The organism is Flavobacterium sp. Leaf359, assembly GCF_001423985.1.
Lineage (GTDB): Bacteria > Bacteroidota > Bacteroidia > Flavobacteriales > Flavobacteriaceae > Flavobacterium > Flavobacterium lindanitolerans.
Genome location: NZ_LMPW01000015.1, coordinates 321,395 through 344,733, shown reverse-complemented (window position 1 = coordinate 344,733; position 23,339 = coordinate 321,395). Strand labels below are relative to the sequence as shown.

Below are 23,339 nucleotides of genomic sequence, written 5' to 3'. Positions count from 1 at the left end.
GTTACGCTAGTGCTTGAAGGATTTGGAAACAGGCTGATTTTTTCTTCTTTCCCATTATCCTTAACAGGTTCAAGACTTGCTTCCCTACCCACAAAATCACTCGGACAATTTTGAATATAGGCTCTGAATCGGGAACCTCTCATGCTATGGAATCCAGATCTAAGCACAATCGTGTTTCCGGCATGATATATTCCAATGCCTCCGTCGCTACCATTACCAAGTATACGATTTGATGCTCGTATTGAATTTGATGCCTGGCGATTATGCTGTGCTCCCATGCCTACATTATTGAATTGAGGTGTCAGGATAAGATTAGTGGCGCACCTTACCTCTGCTACAGAGCAGATTTGTTCCGTAGTAGTATTAATTTCAGCCGGGGTCATGATAAAATTTGTTTTATTCAAAAGAGATCTTGGTGTTGTTCCAGCCCCGTTGGGATCGGCAGGGTAAGGTTCGACACTCCCTGTATAGGTACCCCCTGCGCTTGCTACAGCAGCAGCGGCTGCTGTAGCACTGGCATCTGGCGGAATTATCGTTACGACAAATTTAGCTCCGCGAACTGTCTTGAAAGCAGTATAGTTTTGGAAGGCAGCGTCGGTGCCAAATCCTGAGGAACTGGAATTTACAATAAAAGAGCCTCCTATGCCTGATATGTTTCTCGCGGCATCTGTAAAAAGATAAATAACCAATGAATTGCCTGGTGTTCGGTTTAATGTGGTTATGGGGCTTATTATATTTGAATTTGAGATTCCATCAAGTGCATTTCCAATCAAGCCTAAAGCCTCATGTGCAAAATCACCGTCGCCTACAGCATTTCGTCTGGTAAAAACAGGTACAATATTAGTAAAAGGGGTTTCAATCCAGATTTTACTTGCAGCGCCCAACCTTGTAGACCCATATTGTACTATGGAAATCCTATTATTAGGATTGCATTCTATGACTTTTTGCATTACTGCCTTAACCGAGGTAGACATTTCTGCATATTCAGAATTGCTGACAGAACCACTATTGTCAAGCCAGAATATGACATCACTTCCTTGTGAATAGCCTTTAAAGGCAAATAGCAGGAGGGAGAGGTATATTAAATATACGTTTTTCATGTTATCTATATTTTTGTTAAACGATATTTAATTTCTCTCCGATAAGATTTTTACCTGTTTCGTAAGTTCTTCTATTTTTTTGTTCTGTTCAATCAGATAAAGTGTCAGTTCTTCTATTTTTTCTTGTTGTATTTTAGCGATTTCACCCAATTCAAGACCTTCTTCTGCTACTTTTGCTGCTGAAGGAACATTGGGTAAATGGCCATTTTCTTTAATAAAAGTTTCAACCTCGGCTAATGGCTTTAATTGATATTCTGGTGCAAAAACATAATCCGCCCACGCCGACATAAGATTGATTCTTACTTCTTCTGTTAAAATACCACCTTTTACAAAAAGCTTGTAGTTGGCCAGGCTTACAGCTCCTGCTGTTGCCGGAAAAGTATCGGGTGTAGCATAGGTATTGATGCCTCCAATACCTACTTTTCCAGTTGAAAAATCACCATAGATAAGTGTTGTTTCGGCATTATTTGCAATATGGAGTTTATTGCTTCCTAATTCGTTATAGCCTGCTGCATTTCCAAGAAATACATTTTGTGAACCTGTTATGTTTTTAAACCCTGCACCCGAGCCTAAATAAGTATTAGCCGATCCTGTACTATTAAAACCCGCTATAAAACCCAAAAATACATTCTTAATACCCGAGGCAATACTATATCCTGAACTGGCACCAATAGATATATTTTCGTAACCAGTAGTATTGCCGTAACCAGCATTTAAACCGAGAAAGCTATTTTGGAATCCACTCGTGTTTAAGCGTCCTGAATCGTATCCGTAAAAGCTGTTTGAAGATCCTGTATCATTTGAAACACCTGAATTGGTGCCAGTATAAGGTGTTGCCTCCTCCTGTTGTATTTGAGCTTCCTGAAAAAGATCCGGTAAAGGTGTTATTTCCTCCTGTTGTGTTATAGCGTCCTGAAAAAGATCCGTGAAAGGTATTAAAAGAAGCAATATTGTTTCTATTTCCTGAGGAGTATCCAGTAAAGGTGTTATACTCTCCCGTTGTATTTGAGTTTCCTGTAAAAGCTCCATAAAAGGTATTAAAAGAAGCAGTATTATTACGGCTTCCTGAATAGGATCCAGTAAAGGTGTTATACTGTCCAGTGGTATTCAAACGTCCTGAAAAAGATCCGCAAAAGGTATTATAAGAACCAGTACTGTTGCTATTTCCTGAATTAACTCCAGTAAAGGTATTATATATTCCCATAGTATTATTCATCCCAGAATATGCACCATAAAAAGTATTATTACTGGCAAGATTAAAATAGCCTGACTTATAGCCGTTAAACACATTATTTTCTCCTATACTGTTAGAATATCCTGCAGACCACCCTGTAAAAACATTATTGTTTGCTTTAGAAGAATTAAAACCTGCATAGGCTCCTGTAAATACATTATAATTGCCGTATGTATCTTTATTTCCGGCAGAATAACCGGTAAAAACATTTTCGTTTCCCGATATTTTATTTGTTCCAGCTGAGGCTCCTAAAAAAGTATTTCTACTGGCGTCTTTAATATACATGCCTGTCTGATAGCCAAAAAAAGCATTCGCTCCTTGACCCGCGTTTGAAGCCCCGGCATTACCCGGTCCTACAATTGTATTTTGAATTGATGAGGGTTCGTTGACTCCCGAACCGAAAGTTCCTGTTCCAACTACTGTGTTTTGTGCTTGTGCACAAAATGTACCTGAGCAAAGTGCCAGCGCTACTAATCTGATTTTTGCATTCATAATTTGTATGGATTTTAAAATGTTAAAAAAATTATGGTGTTTACTGTGTTGCTTGCGTTAATAGATTAGTTAGTGATTTAGTTCTATAATAAATCTGGAATTTTTTTTTATTATACAGGAATCGGTTGTTAATTTCTTTTAATCAAAATATATAAGGGTTATTTGTAGTCGCAATAGTTGTTTTATATATCAAAACTCAATTCTAAAAGTAAGCTTTTTTCTACAATAATGAAGACATAAAGTAATAAGTGGGGTTATTTCGGAATAAGTGGAGGTTTTTTGCAGATAACTGGTAAAATGGACAATAAGCTGATAAGACACTATCAAAAAATAATATTGAAGAAAAGATAGGAGAGAAGGGAAGTGACCTTTTTATTGCTTAATCTTTATTATTAGAACAAGAAGTCCGGTTTGTGGGTCATACTGGAATCGAACCAGTGACTTCTACCCTGTCAAGGTAGCACTCTGAACCGCTGAGTTAATGACCCTTATGTGTTGAATAAAAAAAGCAAGCCTTTAGGCTTGCTTTGTGGGCGATGAGGGATTCGAACCCCCGACCCTCTGGGTGTAAACCAGATGCTCTGAACCAACTGAGCTAATCGCCCCAATTGCGAGTGCAAATATACACGAACTATTTGTATTTGCAAGCGTTTCGCCTGCTTTTTTTAATCTTTTTTTATTTCTTTCAGAAGGACCTTATCTGAATAATTAACCATGGAAACCGTAATTGGTTCGCCTTTAGTGTTTTTGCCTTTTATAAAATAAATTTTGCCTCCTTTAAATGGCTCATTACTTTTCGAGAAATCAACATCGCCATATTGCATGCAGTTCTTAACATCCTGTAATGTTACCCAATTTTCTTTTAAAGTGGCTTCAGATTCCGCACTGTAATGAAGTGGCTTTTTTCTTAAATCCTGAAGTACGCGACAGTTGGGTAAATAACAAAAACTTACATTTCTGGATTCGGCTTTGGCCTGAAGAAAATAAACGACAATTATGGTTCCTAGTAATAATCCTCCCAGATAATAGGCGAGGCGTTGTGAAAATTTCATTAGAATTGATTTTGGCGCAAAGATAAGATTAAAAAACAATTAAATTGATGTCGCTTCCCGGCAAATCAAACCAATCTGCAATTGTTTTATTGGTCAGTATGCCATGATAAAAGTAAACTCCGTTTTTGAGTCCTTTGTTGCAGCGGATGGCACTTTCAATTCCACCATCTTCGGCAATCTGTAATAGGGAAGGAGTAATAATGTTACTGATGGAAAGTGAAGCTGTTTTAGAATAGCGTGAAGGTATGTTGGGCACGCAATAGTGGATTACATCATTCTTAATAAACGTAGGCTTTTCATGCGTGGTCACTTCCGAGGTTTCAAAGCAACCTCCGGTATCAATACTGACATCTACAATTACAGCACCTTTTTTCATATGCTCGACCATGGTTTCAGAAACCACTACAGGGCAACGGTCTTTGCCTTTCATCGCACCTATGGCCACATCACATCTGCGTAAGGCTTTCAGTAAGGATTTAGGCTGTATAGTTGAAGTAAAAATTCTCTGGTTCAGATTGTTTTGAAGCCTGCGCAGTTTTGTAATTGAGTTGTCAAAAACTTTTACACTGGCTCCAAGACCTATGGCGGTTCTGGCCGCAAATTCAGCTACAGTGCCTGCTCCTATAATGACAACCTCAGTAGGAGGTACGCCTGTTATATTGCCAAAAAGAAGCCCTTTTCCAAATTGGTTGTTAATCATTAATTCGGCGGCAATCAGTATAGAGCCGGTTCCTGCAATTTCACTTAATGATTTTACTGCAGGATAGGAGCCGTCATCATCTTTTATGAATTCGAAAGCAAGAGCCGTGATTTTTTTCCTGGCCAAGGCTTCAAAGTACTCTTTTTTACGGGTTTTGATTTGTATTGCAGAAATAACCAGTGAATTACTGTTCATCATTTCAATTTCCGGCAATGTCAACGGTTCGACCTTTAAGACCATTGGGCAGTTGAATACTTTTTTTGTATCCTGTGTGATTTCTGCACCGGCATTACTGTATTCCTGGTCACTATAACTGGAACTTTCTCCTGCTCCGGCTTCAATCAAAATACGGTGCCCATGTGAGGTTAACGTATTCACTGCATCGGGAGTCAGGCAGATTCGGCGTTCCTGAAAAGAAGATTCTTTAGGGATTCCAATGAACAGGTCGCTTTTTTTGCGTGCAACTTCCAGCTTTTCCTCCTGTGGAATCAACTGCTGCTTGGTGAAAGGTGTGAATGACATATTTCCTGCTGTGTATTAAAGGTCTAAGTTAAGAAAAAGTTGTGAAGTCGCAAGAGTTCAGTACTATAAAAATTAACAACCCTGGCAGGGTTCATAACCCTGCCAGGGTGAGTTTTTAAAATTATTTTAATGTCAGTTTTCTTTTTCCGTCCTTTTCAACTTTTATCGTAATAATCGAATGTTCGGAAGGGATAAGACTAGGAATTTTTTCAGCCCATTCAATAAAGCACCATTCTCCGGAATAAAGATATTCATCGACTCCCATGTCATAAGCTTCACTTTCATTATTCAAACGATAAACGTCAAAATGATAGACAATTTCACCGCCATCAGTTTCATATTCGTTAACTAAAGAAAATGTAGGACTTGAAGTCGCATTAGAAACTCCCAAAGCCTTGGAAAGTGCCTTAATCATAGTTGTTTTTCCGGCTCCCATGTCGCCATGAAACAATATGACCTTATATGGTTTTTGTTCTAATATTTTTTGAGCAACCTGATTGATTTCATCAAGCGTAAATTGTATTTCCATAGATTCAAAAGGTCTATTTCGGGTTGAATACCAAAAACGGAATGATCATTTCTTCCAGCGATATCCCACCGTGCTGATAGGTATTTCTGTAATAGCTGACATAGTGGTTATAATTGTTTACATAAGCCAGGAAATAATCATTTTTTGCAAAAATATAAGAACTGCTCATATTTATGGCAGGCAGTTGTATGCTTTTTGGATCTTTTATGGCAAAAACATCTTTTTCTTCATAGGTAAGGCTTCTTCCTGTTTTGTAACGAAGATTCAGACTGGTATTTCTGTCGCCAATTACTTTTGATGGGTTTTTTACGTTTATCGTACCGTGGTCCGTTGTCAGAATCAGACGGAATCCTAATTGCTGTGCCTGTTGTATGATTTCTAAAAGAGGTGAATTTTTAAACCAGCTCAAAGTAAGAGAGCGGTAAGCCTTGTCATTGGATGCCAGTTCTTTTACCACTTCCATTTCGGTTTTGGCATGTGAAAGCATATCCACGAAATTATAAACAACCGTAACCAGGTCGTTGTTTTTCAATGTCTTGAAATTGTCAACCAGTTTTTTTCCTCCTGCAAAATTGGTGATTTTGAAATAATCCTGTTTGATATTCATTCCGAGGCGTTTCAACTGTTCGGTAAGAAATTCAGCTTCGTATAAATTTTTCCCCCCGTCTTCTACATCATTTTTCCAGTATTGCGGGTACTTTTTCTCCATTTCTAAAGGCGTTAATCCTGAAAAGATAGCATTTCTGGCATATTGGGTCGCAGTAGGTAATATGGAGAAAAAGGGAGTTTCTTTTTCCAGTTTGTAATGGTTGGCAACCACACTTTCAAAGGCTTTCCATTGATCATAGCGCAGGTTGTCGATAACTACAAACAATATAGGGCGGTCTTTTTTCTTTAATTCCGGAAGAACCAATTCTTTAAAAAGCGTGTGTGATAAGGTAGGCCTGTCTGCATTTTGTTGGAACCAATCTTCATAATTCCGTTCAATAAATTTTCCAAATTGGGAGTTGGCTTCTACTTTTTGGGATTCCAGGATTTCAAACATGCTCTGGTCGTCAATATTTTCAAGCTCCAGTTCCCAATACAGTAATTTTTGATACAGTTCAATCCAATCCTCATAAGAATTCACCATAGCCAGTTCCATAGAAATCTTTCTGAATTCTTTTTGGTAGTCAAGTGTGGTCTTTTCAGAAACAAGTCTTGTATTGTCAAGATTTTTTTTAAGGCTAAGAAGTATCTGATTTGGATTAACCGGTTTGATTAGATAATCTGCAATTTTGGAGCCAATGGCTTCTTCCATGATATATTCTTCCTCACTTTTTGTAATCATGATGATTGGGGTGGCGGTCTTTTTTTCTTTCATTTCAGAAAGTGTTTCCAGACCGCTCATTCCGGGCATGTTCTCATCAAGAAAAACAATATCAAAATTGCCTTCTTCGAAGATGTCTATTGCATCCCGACCATTATTGCAAGTGGTTACGTCATAGTTTTTTTTCTCAAGAAACAGAATGTGAGGTTTAAGCAGATCAATTTCATCATCAACCCAGAGTATCTTTATTTTGTCCATATTTTTCGGATAGGTTTATCGTAACAATTACATCGCAATTTAACACTTTTGTCTTTCGAATCTCTTAAAATTTATGTAAAAATAAACCAACAAAAATACGTTATAATAAAGTTCAATTTTATGATTTTTATTCTCAAAAAATCTAAAAATAAAGGTATGGCTATATTTTATTTAAAACAGATGTAAATTGTTGAAATATAAATATTTAATTTTTGTTTTAACTATTTTTTTAGTAAATTTACGATAGTTAAATGGCTTGTATAACTTAACACTTTTGCAATCATGGAAACGGACAGAAACAAAACAATTGAAGAATGGGATGGAGAATGGTTTGGCGGTAATCAAACGCTTGCCTACAACAACATGCAAAACCTAAAGTATCTTGAATCAGATGAATTCAACGAAAAAGCAAAGGTTATGTTTGAAAAATCTCTTGAAGAAGATCATGTTGATTACAGACCACATTCTTTTACGAGATCCTCATTGAGGACGCCTGAAGCCAGGGTAATAACGGAGAACACCCCTGACCGATAAGCATTGATGGACAAGTTCGAAATTTTTCGGACAAATTTATTTTAGTTAGCGAATATCAAAACAAAAGGCTCATTTCGAGCCTTTTGTTATTTGGTATAAGTACTGTCTATTCTAACAGCCTGTTTTTCCTGGCTGTTATCACTTGAAGTGCCATCGTCGCAATTACTGCAACCTGCTATAAATGCTACCAATAGAAGCAATAGTGATGTTACGAATTTTGTGTTAGTTTTCATAAGATTGTGTTTTTTGTTCAATCTCAAATATTCTAAAACAAAAGCGATTTCTTCTTATGTTTTATTTTTTTTTGTTATACAATTCCACTGATTAAATATACCGGAAAATAAAAAGGTCTCCCGCACTACTAGGAGACCCTTTCTTCAATACTCTAAATAGAATCTACTTATTTCTTGGTTTTTTCACGGGTTGTACACCCTTGCTACTATCTTTTGTGACAGGAGATAGTTTGTCGGGATTCACTTTCGTGTTATTTTTTGATTGTTGCTGGTCTGCTGCCTTTTTTTCAGTTTCAAGCTTTTCTTCCTCTTTCTTTTTATCAGCATCAATTCGGGCAGCCCTTTCCATTTGAGTTTGAGTAGGACGGGAAGGCTCCTGCTGTATTCTGTCTTGTATATCAGCCTGAGGGTTGTCGTCTTTATCAATTTGGGCAGAACCAAAACCGATGCCGGCAAAAAAAGCAATGGCTATAAATATCTTTTTCATAATTTCTTTTTTTAGCTTTTTCGATACTTAAAGTTACGGCTTAAAAACTACCTGCTGAAGTTTGAAATCCTAATTAACTGCAATTTAACGGCATATATTAAATAGTGTTAATTATACTTTTTAGTTAAAAAACGGCTAACTTGCTTATATTTGTACTCCAATTTAACAACAGTGAGCTATACGAACAAACTGAAAATATTTAATGATCCTATTTATGGGTTTATTACGATTCCGGATACGCTTTTATATGATTTAATCCAACATCCTTATTTTCAGAGGCTTCGTAGGATTTCACAAATGGGATTGTCTTATTTGGTATATCCCGGAGCCCACCATACCCGATTCCATCATGCTTTAGGCTGTATGCATATTATGCAGAAAGCTGTAGAAGTACTTCGCTACAAAGGGGTTGTTATTTCAAATGAAGAAGAAAAAGCATTATACATTTCCATTTTATTACACGATATAGGACATGGGCCGTTTTCACACGCCATGGAACACAGTATTGTAGAAAACGTAAACCATGAAGCTATTTCATTATTGTTTATGAATAAGCTTAATGAAGAATTTGAAGGAAAGCTTACTTTGGCAATACAGGTTTTTAAAGGCGAATACCATAGAAAGTTTATGTTGCAGCTTATTTCGAGTCAGCTGGACATGGACAGGATGGATTATCTTAGAAGAGACAGTTTTTACTCGGGTGTTGCAGAAGGAAATATCAATTCGGACCGATTAATTCAGATGATGAATGTGGTTGATGATGTTTTGGTCATTGAAGAAAAAGGAATCTACTCTGTCGAAAAATTCCTGATGGCAAGAAGGCTTATGTACTGGCAGGCTTATCTTCATAAAACGAGCCTGGTAGCAGAAAATATGCTGGTTAGAGTACTCAAAAGAGCAAAGGAATTATCACAAAAAGGAATCGTATTGCCGTGTAGCGAACCGTTATTGTATTTTATGCAGCATAAGGTTGAATTAAATGATTTTGACGATGCTGTTCTTGAAAGATTTTCACAACTGGATGACACCGATATTATTGCGGCTTTAAAAGCATGGCAAAATCATAATGATTTTATATTGAGTAATTTAAGTAAAATGATTGTGAATCGGGATTTGCTGAAAATTAAACTCAGTAGCGAAAAATATACACCTGAAGATGTGGAAGACCTAAAATCAAAGTTGACTAATTTTTACAGGATTTCACAACAGGAAGCTTCCTATTTTATATTCAAAGGAAAAATTAAAAACCAGGCCTATAATAAGGATGTTGAACCTATTAAAATATTAAAAAAGGATAGGACAATTGAAGATGTTGTTGAAGCTTCGGATCAGCTCAATCTCAAGGCACTTTCAAAGCCTGTAACCAAATATTTTATTTGTTTCCCAAAAGTACTTGCGGAAAATTCATAAATAAAATCAAATTTTTATATTTTTGTCAAGATGAAATTCACAGCAGAACAAATAGCAGGTATTTTAGACGGTGAAGTAGTAGGGAATCCCCATGCGGAAGTTTATAAATTGTCAAAAATAGAAGAAGGTTCCGAAGGATCCCTGACATTTTTGGCAAACCCTAAATACCTTAATTATATTTATACCACTCAGGCAACGATTACGATTGTAAATACTACATTTACTCCGGAATCTGAAATTACTACCACACTTATTAAGGTAGAAGACGCCTATAAATCCTTTTCCAAATTATTAGAATATTACAATCAGGTTAAACTGATGAAGTCTGGCATAGAACAGCCTTCTGTAATTTCTGAAAACGTGACCTATGGTGATAACCTCTATTTGGGAAGTTTTTGCTATATTGGCAAAAATGTCAAAATAGGAGAGAACGTTAAGATATATCCTAATAGTTTTGTAGGAGATAATGTAACTATTGGTGATAATACTATCCTTTTTGCAGGTGTGCGTATCTATTCAGAAACAGAAATTGGAAGAGGATGCACCATCCATTCGGGAGCTATTATAGGTTCTGACGGTTTTGGTTTTGTGCCAAATGAAGAAGGTGTTTACAGTAAGGTACCGCAAATTGGAAATGTTATTATTGAAGATAATGTAGATATTGGCTCATGCACTACCATTGACAGGGCTACATTAGGTTCTACTATAATCAAAAAAGGCGTTAAGCTCGATAACCAGATTCAGATTGCTCACAACGTTGTAATTGGAGAAAATACGGTTATAGCTTCACAAACGGGTGTTGCGGGTTCTACCAAAATAGGCAGTAATTGCATTATTGGCGGACAAGTAGGCATAGTAGGTCATATTACTATTGGTAATGGTGTCCGTATTCAGGCGCAGTCCGGAGTGGGTAAAAACCTTGCTGACGGAGAAACAGTTCAGGGTAGTCCGGCATTAGGCTATTCTGATTTTAATAAATCGTATGTTCATTTCAAGAACCTGCCAAAGATAGTATCAGATATTGAAGCCTTAAAAAAACAAGTAACAAACGAAAATAGCATAAACAATGGTTAAACAGAAGACCATAAAGAATGAAATCTCACTAACAGGCGTGGGATTGCATACTGGTAAAGAAGTAAAAATGACTTTCAAGCCTGCTCCTATAAACAATGGTTTTACATTTGTAAGGGTAGATTTAGAAGGCCAGCCTATTATTGAAGCAGATGCCAATTATGTAGTAAACACACAACGTGGCACCAACTTAGAGAAAAAAGGAGTAAAAATTCAAACTTCTGAACACGTATTGGCAGCATTCATTGGTTGCGATATCGATAACGTTATTATTGAATTGGATGCTTCGGAACCGCCTATTATGGATGGCTCCTCAAAGTTTTTTGTTGAGGCGATTGAAAAAGCCGGAATCGAAGAACAGGATGCCGAGCGTAAAGTATATGTAGTAAAAGAAGTTATTTCTTATACTGATGAGGCTACCGGAAGCGAAATTTTGGTAATGCCATCTGACGATTATCAGGTAACCACTATGGTCGATTTTGGTACAAAAGTTTTGGGTACTCAAAACGCTACCATGAAAAGCATTGCTGATTTCAAGACAGAAATTGCAGATGCAAGAACCTTCAGCTTCCTTCACGAATTGGAAGCATTGCTGGAAAACGGATTAATAAAAGGAGGCGACCTAAACAATGCTATTGTTTATGTTGACAAGGAAATTTCTGATAGCACTATGGAAAACCTAAAGGTAGCTTTTGGAAAAGATAAGATTTCTGTAAAACCAAACGGAGTTTTAGACAACCTGACTTTACACTATCCAAATGAAGCAGCCCGCCACAAATTACTTGATGTTGTTGGAGACCTGGCCTTAATCGGAATGAAGATTAAAGGAAAAGTTATAGCAAATAAACCCGGACATTTTGTAAATACGCAATTCGCTAAAAAAATGTCCAAAATCATCAAAATAGAACAAAGAAATCAGGTACCTGTTTATGATTTAAATCAGGAACCTTTAATGGATATCCATAAAATTATGAGCATTTTGCCTCATAGACCACCATTCCTGTTTATTGACAGAATCATAGAAATGTCAGATACACATGTTGTTGGATTAAAGAATGTGACTATGAATGAAAGTTTCTTCGTAGGCCACTTTCCAGGAGCACCGGTAATGCCAGGCGTTATCATTGTAGAAGCCATGGCACAGACGGGAGGAATCCTTATTTTGAGTTCTGTACCGGATCCAGAAAATTACCTGACTTATTTTATGAAAATCGACAATGTAAAATTCAAACAAAAGGTATTGCCGGGAGACAGCCTGATTTTCAAATGTGATTTGATGTCTCCAATCAGAAGGGGAATTTGCCAGATGCAGGCCAGTGCTTATGCTAACGGAAGATTAGTAGCAGAAGCGGAGCTGATGGCGCAAATTTCAAAAACTAACTAATCAAAAAAGATTTATGAATCAACCTTTAGCATACGTTCATCCTGGTGCAAAAATCGCTAAAAATGTTGTAATAGAGCCATTCACAACAATTCATAATAATGTTGTTATTGGTGATGGAACCTGGATAGGTTCTAATGTTACAATTATGGAAGGTGCAAGAATAGGGAAGAACTGCAATATTTTTCCGGGTGCTGTAATTTCAGCGGTACCACAAGACCTTAAATTTGGAGGAGAAGATTCTTTGGCAATTATTGGAGATAATTCAACAATCAGAGAATGTGTCACCATCAACAGAGGTACAATTGCTTCCGGACAGACCGTTATAGGCAAGAATTGCCTGGTTATGGCAACTGCGCATATTGCCCACGACTGTCATATAGGCGACAACGCAATTATAGTTAATGGTGTTGCCTTAGCAGGTCACGTAACTGTAGGTAACTACGCCATCATAGGAGGTTTGGCAGCCGTTCACCAGTTCATCAGCATTGGAGATCATGCTATGATTTCCGGAGGGTCTCTGGTAAGAAAAGATGTTCCTCCTTATACAAAAGCGGCAAAAGAGCCACTTTCTTATGTAGGAATTAATTCTGTGGGATTGAGGAGAAGAGGCTTTTCTACTGAAAAAATCAGAGAAATTCAGGAAATCTACCGAATCTTATACCAGAAAAATTACAACACGACTCAGGCTTTAAGTATAATTGAAGCCGAAATGGAAGCAACTCCGGAAAGAGACGAAATTATCCTTTTCATCAGAAACTCATCAAGAGGAGTAATGAAAGGATATACAGGAATTTATTAATAATTAAAGCAAAATAAAAAACGAAATAACAAACAAATGGCAAGTACTGCAGACATTAGAAACGGATTGTGTATCAAATTCAACCACGATATTTATAAAATTGTAGAGTTCCTTCACGTAAAACCTGGAAAAGGTCCGGCTTTCGTTAGAACTAAACTAAAAAGCTTAACTTCAGGAAAAGTTTTGGATAACACTTTTTCTGCAGGTCATAAAATTGATGTAATCCGTGTTGAAACACACACATTCCAGTTCTTATATGCTGAAGGAAATGAGTATCACTTCATGAATGCTGAAACCTTTGAGCAAATTTCATTAAACAAAGATGTTCTTGATGCACCGGAATTACTAAAAGAGGGAACAAATGTAATGATCCAGATCAATACAGAAACGGATTTGCCTCTTTCTGTAGACATGCCGGCTTCTATAATTTTAGAAGTTACTTATGCAGAACCTGGAGTAAAAGGTAACACGGCTACAAACGCAACAAAGCCGGCAACCGTAGAAACCGGAGCTACTGTAAACGTTCCTTTGTTTATCAATGAAGGTGACAAAATCAAAATTGATACCGCTACAGGAGCTTACATGGAGCGTGTAAAAGAATAATTAAATTAGTAAATTTGAAAATGAGATAGCTTTTGGGTTATCTCATTTTCTTATTAGCTCAATTTCAAATCATACGACCAATATGAAATTTCCTAAAACACATACTTTAAAAGAAGTTGCTGACATTATTGACAGCAAATATATTGGCGATCCAAATTTTCCGGTTTATGGAATGAATGAAATTCATGTCGTAGAACCAGGAGATATTGTCTTTGTCGACCATCCAAAATATTATGACAAAGCGTTACAATCAGCAGCTACAATTATTCTGATTAATAAAGAAGTAGAATGTCCGGAAGGGAAAGCATTGCTTGTTTCAGACGATCCGTTTCGGGATTTCAATAAACTGACAAGACATTTCAGACCTTTTAGGGCTACTGAAACTGCGATTTCGCTTAGCGCAGAAATTGGTGAAGGAACCTATATCCAGCCCAATTGTTTTATTGGTAATCATGTCAGAATAGGAAAGAATTGTATCATTCATTCGAATGTCTCTATATATGACCATACGATTATTGGAGATAACGTAATAATTCATGCCGGAGCTATTTTAGGGGCAGATGCTTTTTACTATAAAAAGCGCCCTGAAGGTTTTGACCAGCTTATTTCCGGAGGAAGAGTTGTTATTGAAGACAATGTGGGAATAGGCGCCTTGTGTACTATCGATCGAGGTGTAACCGGGGATACCACTATTGGTGAAGGAACGAAACTGGACAATCAGGTTCACGTAGGACATGATACGGTAATCGGGAAAAAATGCCTTATCGCTGCACAGACAGGAATAGCAGGTTGCGTAAAAATCATGGATGAAGTAACCATTTGGGGGCAAGTAGGAGTTATTAGCAGTATCACAATTGGTGAAAGAGCTGTTGTTATGGCACAATCCGGTATTACAAAATCAATCGAAGGCGATAAAACCTATTTTGGCACTCCGGCCGATGAAGCCCGTGAAAAATTAAAACAATATGCCAACGTAAAGAAAATTCCGGAAATCCTTAATAAACTGAAATAAGAATGACACCAAAAGAAATCGTACAGAATTTTTACAAATCAGATGCACTTCTTGATCAAAAAATCATGGAATCTTCATTGCATCCTGAAGTTGTTTTAGACTGGAATAGTTCAAAAGGATTTTTGCAGATGAACAGGACTGAAATATTAGCCTTGTCTGCTGAACTTCAGGTTGCCTATACACGATCAAAAATTCGCATCAGCCATATTCTGGAAGAAGAAAATTTGGTTTCTGTAAGATATTCACACTATGTAAAAACATTTGAAAACCCAAGAGAAGAGATGCTTTTGGCCCATTTTATGGTAATCTGGGAAATAAAAGACGGCAAACTTTACAGGGGATTTCAAATGAGCCAACTGTCCTGATTTCTTAAATATTTAAGCATAAAAAACTTTCCTATTAGGCATCAAAACCTTACTTTTGCAACACCATTCAAAAAAATAAATTTAAAAAATATATTATGAGCGTTTTAGTCAATAAAGATTCTAAAATAATTGTTCAAGGTTTTACAGGAAGCGAAGGAACTTTTCACGCTTCTCAAATGATTGAATACGGAACAAATGTTGTAGGTGGGGTAACTCCGGGTAAAGGAGGAACAACTCACTTAGACCGTCCGGTTTTCAACACTGTTAAAGATGCTGTTGATCAGGCTGGAGCAGATACTACAATCATTTTCGTACCGCCAGCTTTTGCGGCTGACGCAATTATGGAAGCTGCAGATGCAGGAATCAAAGTCATTATCACAATTACTGAAGGAATTCCGGTTGCTGATATGGTTAAGGCTTACGCTTATATTCAAAATAAAGATTGTCGTCTGGTAGGTCCAAACTGTCCGGGTGTAATTACTCCGGAAGAAGCTAAAGTTGGTATCATGCCAGGTTTCGTTTTCAAAAAAGGAAAAGTAGGTATCGTTTCCAAATCAGGAACACTTACTTATGAAGCAGCAGATCAGGTGGTAAAACAAGGTATGGGAATCACTACGGCTATAGGTATTGGAGGAGACCCAATCATTGGGACTACTACAAAAGAAGCTGTTGAATTGTTGATGAACGACCCTGAAACAGAATGTATCATCATGATTGGTGAAATCGGTGGGCAATTAGAAGCCGATGCTGCTAAATGGATTAAAGCTGACGGGAACAGAAAACCGGTTATCGGATTCATCGCTGGTGAAACTGCTCCAAAAGGAAGAACAATGGGTCACGCTGGTGCAATTGTAGGTGGAGCTGACGATACAGCTGAAGCTAAAAAACGCATCATGAGAGAAAATGGTATCCACGTTGTTGATTCTCCTGCTGAAATCGGTAAAAAAGTAAAAGAAGTTATGGGTTAATCTCCATACAATTGATATAAAAAGCCTTGCATATTGCGAGGCTTTTTTATTTAATGACGATTTTTTTATAATTTTAAAGAATGAAACAAGCCTTTCCGCCATTAGTTAATCAAAACTCCAAAATCCTTATTTTAGGAACTATGCCCGGAGAAAAATCGCTGGAATTACAGGAATATTACGGTAATAAAGGGAACAGTTTCTGGAAGCTGCTTTTCACGCTATTTAACCGGCCCTTACCAAAAGAATATATAGAAAAGAAGCAGTTATTAGAAGAGAACAATATTGCACTTTGGGATGTTCTGGCCTATTGTGAAAGAACAGGAAGTCTGGATAGCAATATAAAGAATGAAAAAGCCAATGATTTTGAAAGCTTTTACAAGCAATACCCCAATATTAAACATGTCTTTTTTTCGAGTAAAAATGCATCCAATTTCTATGATAAATATGTAGGTCGGAAAAAAGATTTGCAGTATTCCATTTTACCATCACCAAGTGGTGCCAATGCTTCTAAAAGTTTTTTACAAAAACTGGAAGAATGGGAAGCTATTTTGGAAGCACCGAAATAATTTTAGTAAATTAGATTCCTTAGAATTATCCTTAATAAACAAAACAAAATATGTCAAACATCGACTTAATCATAGAAGAAAGGCCGCGTGATATCGGGGACTTTTTGGTAGGCAGACTATTACCTTTCCGTAAAAAAAGAATGGTAGGGCCATTTATCTTTATTGACCACATGGGACCAACAAAAATGGGACCGGATCATTATATGGATGTAGGCCAGCATCCGCACATTGGATTGGCAACATTGACTTTCTTGCTCGAAGGCGAAGTCATGCATAAGGATAGTATTGGCACTGTACAGAAAATAGCTCCGGGGTCTGTAAACTGGATGATTGCCGGAAATGGTGTAACCCATACCGAAAGAACTCCCGAAGAATTAAGACACGGAAAAGAGTATATGATGCATGGTTACCAAATATGGGTAGCACTGCCAAAAGACAAAGAAGATATGGAGCCGGAATTTCATCATTTTGACAGGAACGATCTGCCAAGATGGAAAGACGAAACGGCAGAATTTACATTAGTGGCAGGAAAAGGATACGGTAAAGAATCACCGGTTCCGGTACATTCTGATCTGTTTATGGTCGAAATCAAAACCCAGGATGAATACCTTCTCCATACAGAAGGACAGCTTTTTGGGGAAATTGGAATCTGTGTCGTTGAAGGCGCTGTTCAGGCCTGTGATAATCATGTTGGGAAAGGAAATATGTTGGTGTCAAAATTGGACAATGCCTGTTCCATGACGCTCAAACCAGATACCCATATTATTCTTTTTGGTGGTCAACCGCTTCCTGAAGAGCGATTTATCTATTGGAATTTTGTGTCTTCCAGCAATGAAAAAATTGAAGCGGCGAAAGAACGTTGGAGAAAAAAAGAATTTCCGAAGGTAAAAGACGATAATAGCTATGTCGTCATGCCGGAAGTTTAATTCAAATAAAAACAAACCAAAAAGCCTCTCTGTTAACAATTCAACAGAGAGGCTTTGTTTTTGCAGATAATTTAATTGCGCGGAAGATTATTAAATATTTGTAAAAAACACACTTAAGGTAAATATAATTTAAAAATAGACCTATATTTGCATCCGTTATCACGAATCTCATAAAGAGATAGCAACCTGCAACAACAAGCAAGGTGCTAAAACGATAAGCCAAATCCTTTGGAAAAAATGTTGCCATTCCACACTTTTTTCGGTTTGCTTTTCGTCGTGAGCTTTATTAATTTTTAAGCAATCGATGATGAAACATCTTATTAAAACTAAAGGTTCTATTGTAGCCTTATTGCCCTTTTTCGTTTTTATTTTTACATTCCTTGGTGCCGGAATCCTACTCAATGACTTTTATGCTTTGCCGTCTCCAATAGCAGTAACTTTTGGGATAATTACAGCCTTTTTACTTTTTAGAGAATCTATTGAGGCAAAAGTTGACACGCTGATAAAAGGCTGTGGAAATAATCAAATCATCACAATGTGCCTTATTTATCTGCTGTCCGGAGCTTTTGCTGTCGTTACCCAGGCAATGGGAGCTGTAGACGCAGTTGTAAATTTAGGAATCAGTACAATAGACACGGAGTATTTCCCATTAGGCATTTTTTTAATAGCCTCATTTTTATCAACTGCAACAGGAACTTCCGTCGGCTCGATAGTAGCCTTAGGACCAATCGCCATCAGCCTGGCAGACAAAAGCGGTGCTTCCATGCCTTTAATTGCCGGTTCGTTACTGGGCGGCTCCATGTTGGGTGACAACCTGTCTATCATATCAGACACGACAATTGCTGCCACACAATCACTTGGATGTGAAATGCGTGATAAATTTAAAGTCAATCTCTTTATAGCGCTACCGGCATCTATTATTACGATACTGTTACTGTTCTATCTGGGGATTAATTCAGAAATAAGTCCGGTAACTATTGAAAAAGAGAGCTACGAACTGATTACAATAGTACCTTATATTCTTGTAATTGGTTTGGCGGTTTCAGGCTTAAATGTTTTTATAACCTTATTGATTGGGATATTGGTCGCGGGAATTATCGGTTTTTTTCAAAATGATTTCACTGTACTGAGTTTTTTACAGAAAAACTATGAAGGCTTTTTAAGTATGACCGATATATTTCTATTATCAATGCTAACGGGTGGACTGGCCGCTTTAGTTGAAAAAGCGGGAGGTATAGATTATGTTCTGCAAAAGATAAAGTCAAAAATTAAGAGCAAAAAATCAGCGCAAATGGGAATAGGTACTTTGGTTAGTGTTACCAACCTGGCTATTGCCAATAATACTGTTTCTATTGTAATTACCGGAGCCATTGCCAAAGAGATTAGTGATGAATATGAACTGAGTCCTAAAAAAACAGCAGCGATTCTCGATATTTTTTGCTGTATAGTGCAAGGAATTCTTCCGTATGGGGCACAAGTACTGCTGATTTTAAATTTTGCCAAGGGACGATTGGATGTGATTGACCTGATTTCAAATGCATGGTATGTTTATATATTGCTGATTTTTACGCTAATTGCGATTTATAGCAAAACATGGAACAAAAGGATAGATAAATTCCTGAAAGTTTAAAGGCTTGTCTTACAGTATTGCGATTGAATTCTTATATTTGTCACTCAACAAAGACAAACTAAATATATTTTATAATGAAATTACTAGAAGGAAAAACAGCGATCATTACAGGTGCCAGCCGAGGAATTGGTAGAGGAATTGCAGAAGTTTTTGCAAAACACGGTGCAAATGTGGCATTCACTTATAGTTCATCTGCTGAAGCGGCTAAAGTTTTGGAAGATGAATTGATAGCGCTTGGCGTAAAAGCTAAAGGATATCAGTCTAATGCTGCTGATTTTAATGAAGCACAAAAACTAGTAGATGATGTAATCGCAACTTTTGGAACTATTGATATTTTGATTAACAATGCAGGAATCACAAAAGACAACCTGCTGATGCGTATTTCAGAAGAAGATTTCGATAAAGTAATTGAAGTGAATCTGAAGTCTGTTTTCAATATGACAAAAGCTGTTCAGAAAATTATGCTTAAAAACCGTGCAGGTTCTATTATAAATATGAGTTCAGTAGTAGGAGTGAAGGGTAATGCCGGACAAACCAACTATGCGGCTTCAAAAGCCGGAGTTATCGGATTTACAAAATCAGTTGCTTTAGAGCTTGGTTCAAGAAATATCCGTTGTAATGCAATTGCTCCAGGTTTTATTGAAACTGAAATGACAGGAAAACTAAACGAAGATGTTGTTCAGGGTTGGAGAGATGCTATTCCGTTAAAACGTGGCGGAACACCTGAAGATGTAGCAAATGCTTGTCTTTTCTTAGCTTCTGATATGAGTGGCTATATTACAGGACAGGTTATGAACGTTGATGGTGGAATGCTGACTTAATAAAAGCTTTTATAAGCAAAAGACAAATTAAATCAATACTTTCTTCTAAGGTGTAAAGTCCTAATCTTTTGATTTTACACCTTAGATTTTATATGAAGTTTAAATGAAAGATAGTTTTGGTATAGGGATAATTGGTGCTATTATAGTAGTTCTTGGAGTGATATTCATTGTAGCACGTCTTGAAATAGGCTTTATAACAGGGCAAATAATGGTTTATTATGGTTTGCTGTTGGTTGCTTTGGCAATACTGATTTTTATAGTGAGAAAAAACAAGAAGAAATGATTTTTCTTGATATGAATCCAAAATCCTTCAGATATTAAATTAATATAAAAAATGACGACAAACACCATATTATTACTCTTACTTTCAATACTAATAGCAGGAGGTTTGTCTTTTTTCCAATACTTTTTCAGGTCTAAAAATAAGTCGAAAACCCAACTGCTTTTAGCCTTTTTACGTTTCTTTTCTATTTTTGGCATCTTACTCTTGCTAATCAATCCCAAAATTACAACCAGTACTCTTGAAATAGTAAAAACGCCATTACCTGTTGTTGTTGATAATTCCAGTTCTATAACAGAATTAAAAGCAAACGAAACGGCTTTGGAGATCCATAAAAAACTGGTTTCTGATTCAAGACTACAGGAAAAATTTGATATTCAGTCGTATCAGTTTTCTAATGAATTTGAACTATCTGATAGTTTTAATTTTAAGGGAACGCAGACCAATCTGGATGAAGTTGCCAAGAACCTGAAAAGCATTAATAAAAACACGGCTTTCCCGACAGTCATCCTAACTGATGGAAACCAGACTTCAGGGAATGATTATGTTTATAGCTTTAATCCAAATAACAGAGTATTTCCTGTAATTCTGGGAGATACGACTACTTTTCTGGATTTGAAAATCAGCCAGCTCAATGTCAATAAATATGCATTTCATAAGAACAAATTTCCAGTAGAAGTATTTCTTCAATATTCCGGAAACAAAAGTATTGCCGCCGATTTTAGTATTTCACAAGGAGGAGCTGTTTTGACAAAACAAAGCGTTTCTTTTACGCCTTCAAAGAAAACAGCCGTACTAAACGTTTTATTACCGGCAGATAAAATAGGCGTTAAGGTTTTTAAGGCATCGATAACTTCTAAAGAGGCTGAAAAAAATACCTATAATAATCACAAGAATTTTGCTGTTGAAGTCATTGACCAAAAGTCTGAAGTTGCCCTAATTACTGCAATAAATCATCCTGATATTGGGGCTTTAAAACGTTCAATAGAAACTAATCTACAACGTAAAGTAACGATAGTCAATCCAAATAAAATCAATTCATTACAAGATTATAATGTCTTGATTTTATATCAGCCTAATTCAGAATTTAAATCTGTTTTTGAAGCCAATAAACTAGCTGGGTTGAATACCTGGATTATTACTGGAACCAATACAGATTTTAATTTTCTGAACCAGCAACAAAACACATTGCAATTCAGAATGAGTGGGCAAAAAGAAGATTACCTGTCCGATTTTAATGCTCAGTTCAATCTGTTTGCTATTGATAATATCGGTTTTGAAAATCTACCACCATTGCAAAATGCTTTTGGAACCGTTACTCCAAAGGAAAACATAGAAGTTTTGGTTTCATCCCGTATCAGAAATGTCAATACCGGAGCCCCTCTATTGGCATATTCCGAAAACCAGGGAAAAAGAAATGCTTTTCTTTTAGGGGAAAATATCTGGAAATGGAGATTGCAAAACCATATAGAGAACCAATCCTATGATAAATTTGATGTTTTTATTGATAAGACCATACAATTTTTAGCATCGAATAATGCAAGGAAATCACTTGTGGTTAATCATGAAAACTTCTATAACTCTGGTGAGGCTATTGAAATTACCGCACAGTATTTTAATAAGAATTACGAATTTGATGAAAATGCCAGACTCACAATTTCCATCACCAATAAAAAGACAAAACAAACCAAAAACTATGACCTTTTAAAAGGCAATAATTCCTATAAGGTCAATCTTGACGGACTTTCTGCCGGTGAATATAGCTTCAAGGTAGTGGAGGCAAAATCAAAAAACACCTACAACGGCTTTTTTGAAGTTTTGGATTTTGATATTGAAAGGCAGTTTGTCAATCCTGATTTGAATAAACTGACACAATTGGCTTCCCAAACCCAGGGAAAGGTTTTCCATCCTAATCAGGTGGAAGAGCTTATTAAATCGCTATTGCAAAATGACGAATACAAAGCCACACAAAAAGAAATTATAAAAAAAACACCGTTGGTAGACTGGATATGGCTACTAATACTGATTGTAGTTTCCCTTGCCGCAGAATGGTTTATAAGGAAATATAATGGGCTTTTGTAAAGGTGCTAAGTAGCTAAGGTTCTGAGGTGCTAAGGTTGTGTATTCAATGGTAGAAGAGAAAGTGTTTTAATAAAACTACTTTAAAAATCTGCGTAAATTGTTTTAATCCGTGGCCAATCTGCGTTCAAATTTAAAATTTTCAAAGTGCAAAGATACTAAGGTTCTGAGTTGCAAAGGTTGTGTATCCATGGTAGAAGAGAAAGTATTTAAAACTTCTTTAAAAATCTGCGTAAATTGTTTTAATCCGTGGCCAATCCGCGTTCAAATTTAAAATTTTCAAAGTGCTAAGTTTCTAAGGTTCTGAGGTGCTAAGGTTGTGTATTCATGGTAGAAGAGAAAGTATTTTATAGAGGGTTCTTAAATCTGTGTAATTATTTTAATCTGTGGCCAAACTTGTCCAAATCTAAAGTTGGGTCAGCCTAAATCCAATCTTTGTATCTAAATATAGATTTTCTAAGTTTTTTTGAACTCTAATATCTTTTCTGATTTTATACTCTGCCATGAAAAGCGTATATTTATGTTTCAATCATAATATCAAAAAAATATGAAAGCTAAATTTTTATCTGTAATCTGTGCCATAGTCTTAGTCGGATTACAATCTTGTAGCTGCAAAAAAGGAGCAGAAGCCATTGCTGAACTTTCAACAGGAAGCTGGGAATTAGAACAAACTTTTGGAGATCCCATTGACAAAGGAGAATTTGCTAAAATTCCAGTACTGAATTTCGACAAAACAGAAAACCGTATTTCTGGAAATTCAGGATGCAATTCAATGTCGGGAAGTTATACTATTAATGAAGACAATATTAGTTTCGGTCCAATCGCACAGACAAAAATGGCTTGTCAGGGAACCGGAGAAGGAAAATTTATGACCTTGTTCAATTCCGTACAAAAATTCAAATTACAGGGAAACAAATTGAAATTATATGATGGGAATGGTACTAAAGTACTGTCTTTCATTAAAAAATAAATCTC

25 protein-coding genes, 2 tRNA genes and 1 riboswitch are annotated in these 23,339 nt (G+C 36.6%); of the genes, 16 read left to right on the top strand and 11 right to left on the bottom strand.

Annotated features, from left to right (window positions below; all coding sequences use genetic code 11):
* The 9 genes from ASG38_RS16925 to ASG38_RS16885 form a co-directional block, all read right to left on the bottom strand.
* The coding region (locus ASG38_RS16925) for a vWA domain-containing protein (RefSeq protein ID WP_056073761.1) at positions 1–1,100 on the bottom strand (1,100 nt) is incomplete at its 3' end.
* A gap of 27 nt (positions 1,101–1,127) precedes the next feature.
* The gene (locus ASG38_RS18075; RefSeq protein ID WP_056073760.1) at positions 1,128–1,721 is read right to left on the bottom strand and encodes a hypothetical protein; all 594 of its coding nucleotides are present in this window, start codon (positions 1,719–1,721) and stop codon (positions 1,128–1,130) included.
* 175 nt (positions 1,722–1,896) lie between these two features.
* Positions 1,897–2,826 carry a hypothetical protein gene (locus tag ASG38_RS18070; protein WP_056073758.1) on the bottom strand — a complete coding sequence of 310 codons (930 nt, stop codon included), beginning with the start codon at positions 2,824–2,826 and terminating at the stop codon, positions 1,897–1,899.
* A gap of 414 nt (positions 2,827–3,240) precedes the next feature.
* Positions 3,241–3,314, bottom strand: a tRNA-Val gene (locus tag ASG38_RS16910).
* A gap of 42 nt (positions 3,315–3,356) precedes the next feature.
* Positions 3,357–3,431, bottom strand: a tRNA-Val gene (locus tag ASG38_RS16905).
* A 60-nt stretch (positions 3,432–3,491) separates the two neighbouring features.
* The gene (locus tag ASG38_RS16900; RefSeq protein ID WP_056073785.1) at positions 3,492–3,878 is read right to left on the bottom strand and encodes a DUF4258 domain-containing protein; all 387 of its coding nucleotides are present in this window, start codon (positions 3,876–3,878) and stop codon (positions 3,492–3,494) included.
* Positions 3,879–3,906: 28 nt separating this feature from the next.
* Complete coding sequence (locus ASG38_RS16895) at positions 3,907–5,100, bottom strand: alanine dehydrogenase (RefSeq protein ID WP_056073756.1); 1,194 nt, start codon at positions 5,098–5,100, stop codon at positions 3,907–3,909.
* A 121-nt stretch (positions 5,101–5,221) separates the two neighbouring features.
* Positions 5,222–5,629, bottom strand: a complete 408-nt coding sequence (gene tsaE, locus ASG38_RS16890) for a tRNA (adenosine(37)-N6)-threonylcarbamoyltransferase complex ATPase subunit type 1 TsaE (RefSeq protein ID WP_056073754.1) — start codon at positions 5,627–5,629, stop codon at positions 5,222–5,224.
* A gap of 13 nt (positions 5,630–5,642) precedes the next feature.
* On the bottom strand, positions 5,643–7,196 hold the full coding sequence (locus ASG38_RS16885) for a response regulator (protein ID WP_056073752.1): 1,554 nt from the start codon (positions 7,194–7,196) through the stop codon (positions 5,643–5,645).
* A gap of 282 nt (positions 7,197–7,478) precedes the next feature.
* On the opposite strand from ASG38_RS16885, the gene ASG38_RS16880 reads away from it, so the two are divergent.
* Positions 7,479–7,730, top strand: a complete 252-nt coding sequence (locus ASG38_RS16880; RefSeq protein WP_056073749.1) for a hypothetical protein — start codon at positions 7,479–7,481, stop codon at positions 7,728–7,730.
* Between the two features lie 86 nt (positions 7,731–7,816).
* Here the strand turns inward: ASG38_RS16880 and ASG38_RS17800 are convergent, their stop codons facing one another.
* Entirely contained in the window at positions 7,817–7,963 is a 147-nt protein-coding gene (locus tag ASG38_RS17800) for a hypothetical protein (RefSeq protein ID WP_157486209.1), read from the bottom strand.
* Between the two features lie 163 nt (positions 7,964–8,126).
* Positions 8,127–8,450 carry a hypothetical protein gene (locus ASG38_RS16875; protein ID WP_056073747.1) on the bottom strand — a complete coding sequence of 108 codons (324 nt, stop codon included), beginning with the start codon at positions 8,448–8,450 and terminating at the stop codon, positions 8,127–8,129.
* Positions 8,451–8,621: 171 nt separating this feature from the next.
* Here ASG38_RS16875 and ASG38_RS16870 point away from each other — a divergent pair, with 171 nt between their 5' ends.
* The 15 genes from ASG38_RS16870 to ASG38_RS16800 all read left to right on the top strand — a co-directional run bounded on the left by ASG38_RS16870 (position 8,622) and on the right by ASG38_RS16800 (position 23,334).
* Complete coding sequence (locus ASG38_RS16870; RefSeq protein ID WP_056073746.1) at positions 8,622–9,860, top strand: HD domain-containing protein; 1,239 nt, start codon at positions 8,622–8,624, stop codon at positions 9,858–9,860.
* A gap of 30 nt (positions 9,861–9,890) precedes the next feature.
* On the top strand, positions 9,891–10,934 hold the full coding sequence (gene lpxD, locus ASG38_RS16865) for a UDP-3-O-(3-hydroxymyristoyl)glucosamine N-acyltransferase (RefSeq protein WP_056073743.1): 1,044 nt from the start codon (positions 9,891–9,893) through the stop codon (positions 10,932–10,934).
* Positions 10,927–12,315 carry a bifunctional UDP-3-O-[3-hydroxymyristoyl] N-acetylglucosamine deacetylase/3-hydroxyacyl-ACP dehydratase gene (locus ASG38_RS16860; RefSeq protein WP_056073741.1) on the top strand — a complete coding sequence of 463 codons (1,389 nt, stop codon included), beginning with the start codon at positions 10,927–10,929 and terminating at the stop codon, positions 12,313–12,315. Before lpxD ends, ASG38_RS16860 begins: the two co-directional genes overlap by 8 nt.
* 13 nt (positions 12,316–12,328) lie before the next feature.
* Positions 12,329–13,114, top strand: coding sequence for an acyl-ACP--UDP-N-acetylglucosamine O-acyltransferase (gene lpxA, locus ASG38_RS16855; protein WP_056073739.1), 786 nt, complete (start codon positions 12,329–12,331; stop codon positions 13,112–13,114).
* 36 nt (positions 13,115–13,150) lie between these two features.
* The gene (gene efp / locus ASG38_RS16850) at positions 13,151–13,717 is read left to right on the top strand and encodes an elongation factor P (RefSeq protein WP_056073737.1); all 567 of its coding nucleotides are present in this window, start codon (positions 13,151–13,153) and stop codon (positions 13,715–13,717) included.
* 82 nt (positions 13,718–13,799) lie between these two features.
* Positions 13,800–14,729: a UDP-3-O-(3-hydroxymyristoyl)glucosamine N-acyltransferase gene (locus ASG38_RS16845; protein ID WP_056073735.1), complete on the top strand. Its 930-nt coding sequence runs from the start codon at positions 13,800–13,802 to the stop codon at positions 14,727–14,729.
* A gap of 2 nt (positions 14,730–14,731) precedes the next feature.
* Positions 14,732–15,094: a nuclear transport factor 2 family protein gene (locus ASG38_RS16840; RefSeq protein WP_056073734.1), complete on the top strand. Its 363-nt coding sequence runs from the start codon at positions 14,732–14,734 to the stop codon at positions 15,092–15,094.
* A gap of 95 nt (positions 15,095–15,189) precedes the next feature.
* Positions 15,190–16,062: a succinate--CoA ligase subunit alpha gene (gene sucD / locus ASG38_RS16835; RefSeq protein WP_056073732.1), complete on the top strand. Its 873-nt coding sequence runs from the start codon at positions 15,190–15,192 to the stop codon at positions 16,060–16,062.
* Positions 16,063–16,142: 80 nt separating this feature from the next.
* Positions 16,143–16,628, top strand: coding sequence for a DNA-deoxyinosine glycosylase (locus tag ASG38_RS16830; protein WP_056073730.1), 486 nt, complete (start codon positions 16,143–16,145; stop codon positions 16,626–16,628).
* A 50-nt stretch (positions 16,629–16,678) separates the two neighbouring features.
* Positions 16,679–17,554, top strand: coding sequence for a pirin family protein (locus ASG38_RS16825; RefSeq protein ID WP_056073728.1), 876 nt, complete (start codon positions 16,679–16,681; stop codon positions 17,552–17,554).
* Between the two features lie 151 nt (positions 17,555–17,705).
* Positions 17,706–17,802: riboswitch (SAM-I-IV-variant riboswitch) on the top strand.
* A gap of 56 nt (positions 17,803–17,858) precedes the next feature.
* Positions 17,859–19,184: a Na+/H+ antiporter NhaC family protein gene (locus ASG38_RS16820; RefSeq protein WP_082482255.1), complete on the top strand. Its 1,326-nt coding sequence runs from the start codon at positions 17,859–17,861 to the stop codon at positions 19,182–19,184.
* Positions 19,185–19,258: 74 nt separating this feature from the next.
* On the top strand, positions 19,259–20,005 hold the full coding sequence (gene fabG, locus ASG38_RS16815) for a 3-oxoacyl-[acyl-carrier-protein] reductase (RefSeq protein WP_056073724.1): 747 nt from the start codon (positions 19,259–19,261) through the stop codon (positions 20,003–20,005).
* 103 nt (positions 20,006–20,108) lie between these two features.
* Positions 20,109–20,288: a hypothetical protein gene (locus ASG38_RS16810; RefSeq protein ID WP_056073722.1), complete on the top strand. Its 180-nt coding sequence runs from the start codon at positions 20,109–20,111 to the stop codon at positions 20,286–20,288.
* Between the two features lie 51 nt (positions 20,289–20,339).
* Positions 20,340–22,367 carry a hypothetical protein gene (locus tag ASG38_RS16805; RefSeq protein ID WP_056073720.1) on the top strand — a complete coding sequence of 676 codons (2,028 nt, stop codon included), beginning with the start codon at positions 20,340–20,342 and terminating at the stop codon, positions 22,365–22,367.
* 544 nt (positions 22,368–22,911) lie between these two features.
* Positions 22,912–23,334, top strand: coding sequence for an META domain-containing protein (locus tag ASG38_RS16800; protein WP_056073718.1), 423 nt, complete (start codon positions 22,912–22,914; stop codon positions 23,332–23,334).
* The last annotated feature ends 5 nt before the right edge of the window (positions 23,335–23,339 follow it).

Bases quoted from the DNA above. Each gene is read 5' to 3' on its own strand.
- fabG (WP_056073724.1), top strand. From the start codon at position 19,259: ATGAAATTACTAGAAGGAAAAACAGCGATCATTACAGGTGCCAGCCGA.
- ASG38_RS16875 (WP_056073747.1), bottom strand. From the start codon at position 8,450: ATGAAAAAGATATTTATAGCCATTGCTTTTTTTGCCGGCATCGGTTTT.
- sucD (WP_056073732.1), top strand. From the start codon at position 15,190: ATGAGCGTTTTAGTCAATAAAGATTCTAAAATAATTGTTCAAGGTTTT.
- ASG38_RS16825 (WP_056073728.1), top strand. From the start codon at position 16,679: ATGTCAAACATCGACTTAATCATAGAAGAAAGGCCGCGTGATATCGGG.
- ASG38_RS16805 (WP_056073720.1), top strand. From the start codon at position 20,340: ATGACGACAAACACCATATTATTACTCTTACTTTCAATACTAATAGCA.
- efp (WP_056073737.1), top strand. From the start codon at position 13,151: ATGGCAAGTACTGCAGACATTAGAAACGGATTGTGTATCAAATTCAAC.
- ASG38_RS16895 (WP_056073756.1), bottom strand. From the start codon at position 5,100: ATGTCATTCACACCTTTCACCAAGCAGCAGTTGATTCCACAGGAGGAA.
- ASG38_RS17800 (WP_157486209.1), bottom strand. From the start codon at position 7,963: ATGAAAACTAACACAAAATTCGTAACATCACTATTGCTTCTATTGGTA.
- lpxA (WP_056073739.1), top strand. From the start codon at position 12,329: ATGAATCAACCTTTAGCATACGTTCATCCTGGTGCAAAAATCGCTAAA.
- ASG38_RS16880 (WP_056073749.1), top strand. From the start codon at position 7,479: ATGGAAACGGACAGAAACAAAACAATTGAAGAATGGGATGGAGAATGG.
- ASG38_RS16885 (WP_056073752.1), bottom strand. From the start codon at position 7,196: ATGGACAAAATAAAGATACTCTGGGTTGATGATGAAATTGATCTGCTT.
- ASG38_RS16820 (WP_082482255.1), top strand. From the start codon at position 17,859: ATGATGAAACATCTTATTAAAACTAAAGGTTCTATTGTAGCCTTATTG.
- ASG38_RS16900 (WP_056073785.1), bottom strand. From the start codon at position 3,878: ATGAAATTTTCACAACGCCTCGCCTATTATCTGGGAGGATTATTACTA.
- tsaE (WP_056073754.1), bottom strand. From the start codon at position 5,629: ATGGAAATACAATTTACGCTTGATGAAATCAATCAGGTTGCTCAAAAA.
- ASG38_RS16800 (WP_056073718.1), top strand. From the start codon at position 22,912: ATGAAAGCTAAATTTTTATCTGTAATCTGTGCCATAGTCTTAGTCGGA.
- ASG38_RS16840 (WP_056073734.1), top strand. From the start codon at position 14,732: ATGACACCAAAAGAAATCGTACAGAATTTTTACAAATCAGATGCACTT.
- ASG38_RS16830 (WP_056073730.1), top strand. From the start codon at position 16,143: ATGAAACAAGCCTTTCCGCCATTAGTTAATCAAAACTCCAAAATCCTT.
- ASG38_RS18070 (WP_056073758.1), bottom strand. From the start codon at position 2,826: ATGAATGCAAAAATCAGATTAGTAGCGCTGGCACTTTGCTCAGGTACA.
- ASG38_RS16860 (WP_056073741.1), top strand. From the start codon at position 10,927: ATGGTTAAACAGAAGACCATAAAGAATGAAATCTCACTAACAGGCGTG.
- ASG38_RS16810 (WP_056073722.1), top strand. From the start codon at position 20,109: ATGAAAGATAGTTTTGGTATAGGGATAATTGGTGCTATTATAGTAGTT.
- ASG38_RS16845 (WP_056073735.1), top strand. From the start codon at position 13,800: ATGAAATTTCCTAAAACACATACTTTAAAAGAAGTTGCTGACATTATT.
- lpxD (WP_056073743.1), top strand. From the start codon at position 9,891: ATGAAATTCACAGCAGAACAAATAGCAGGTATTTTAGACGGTGAAGTA.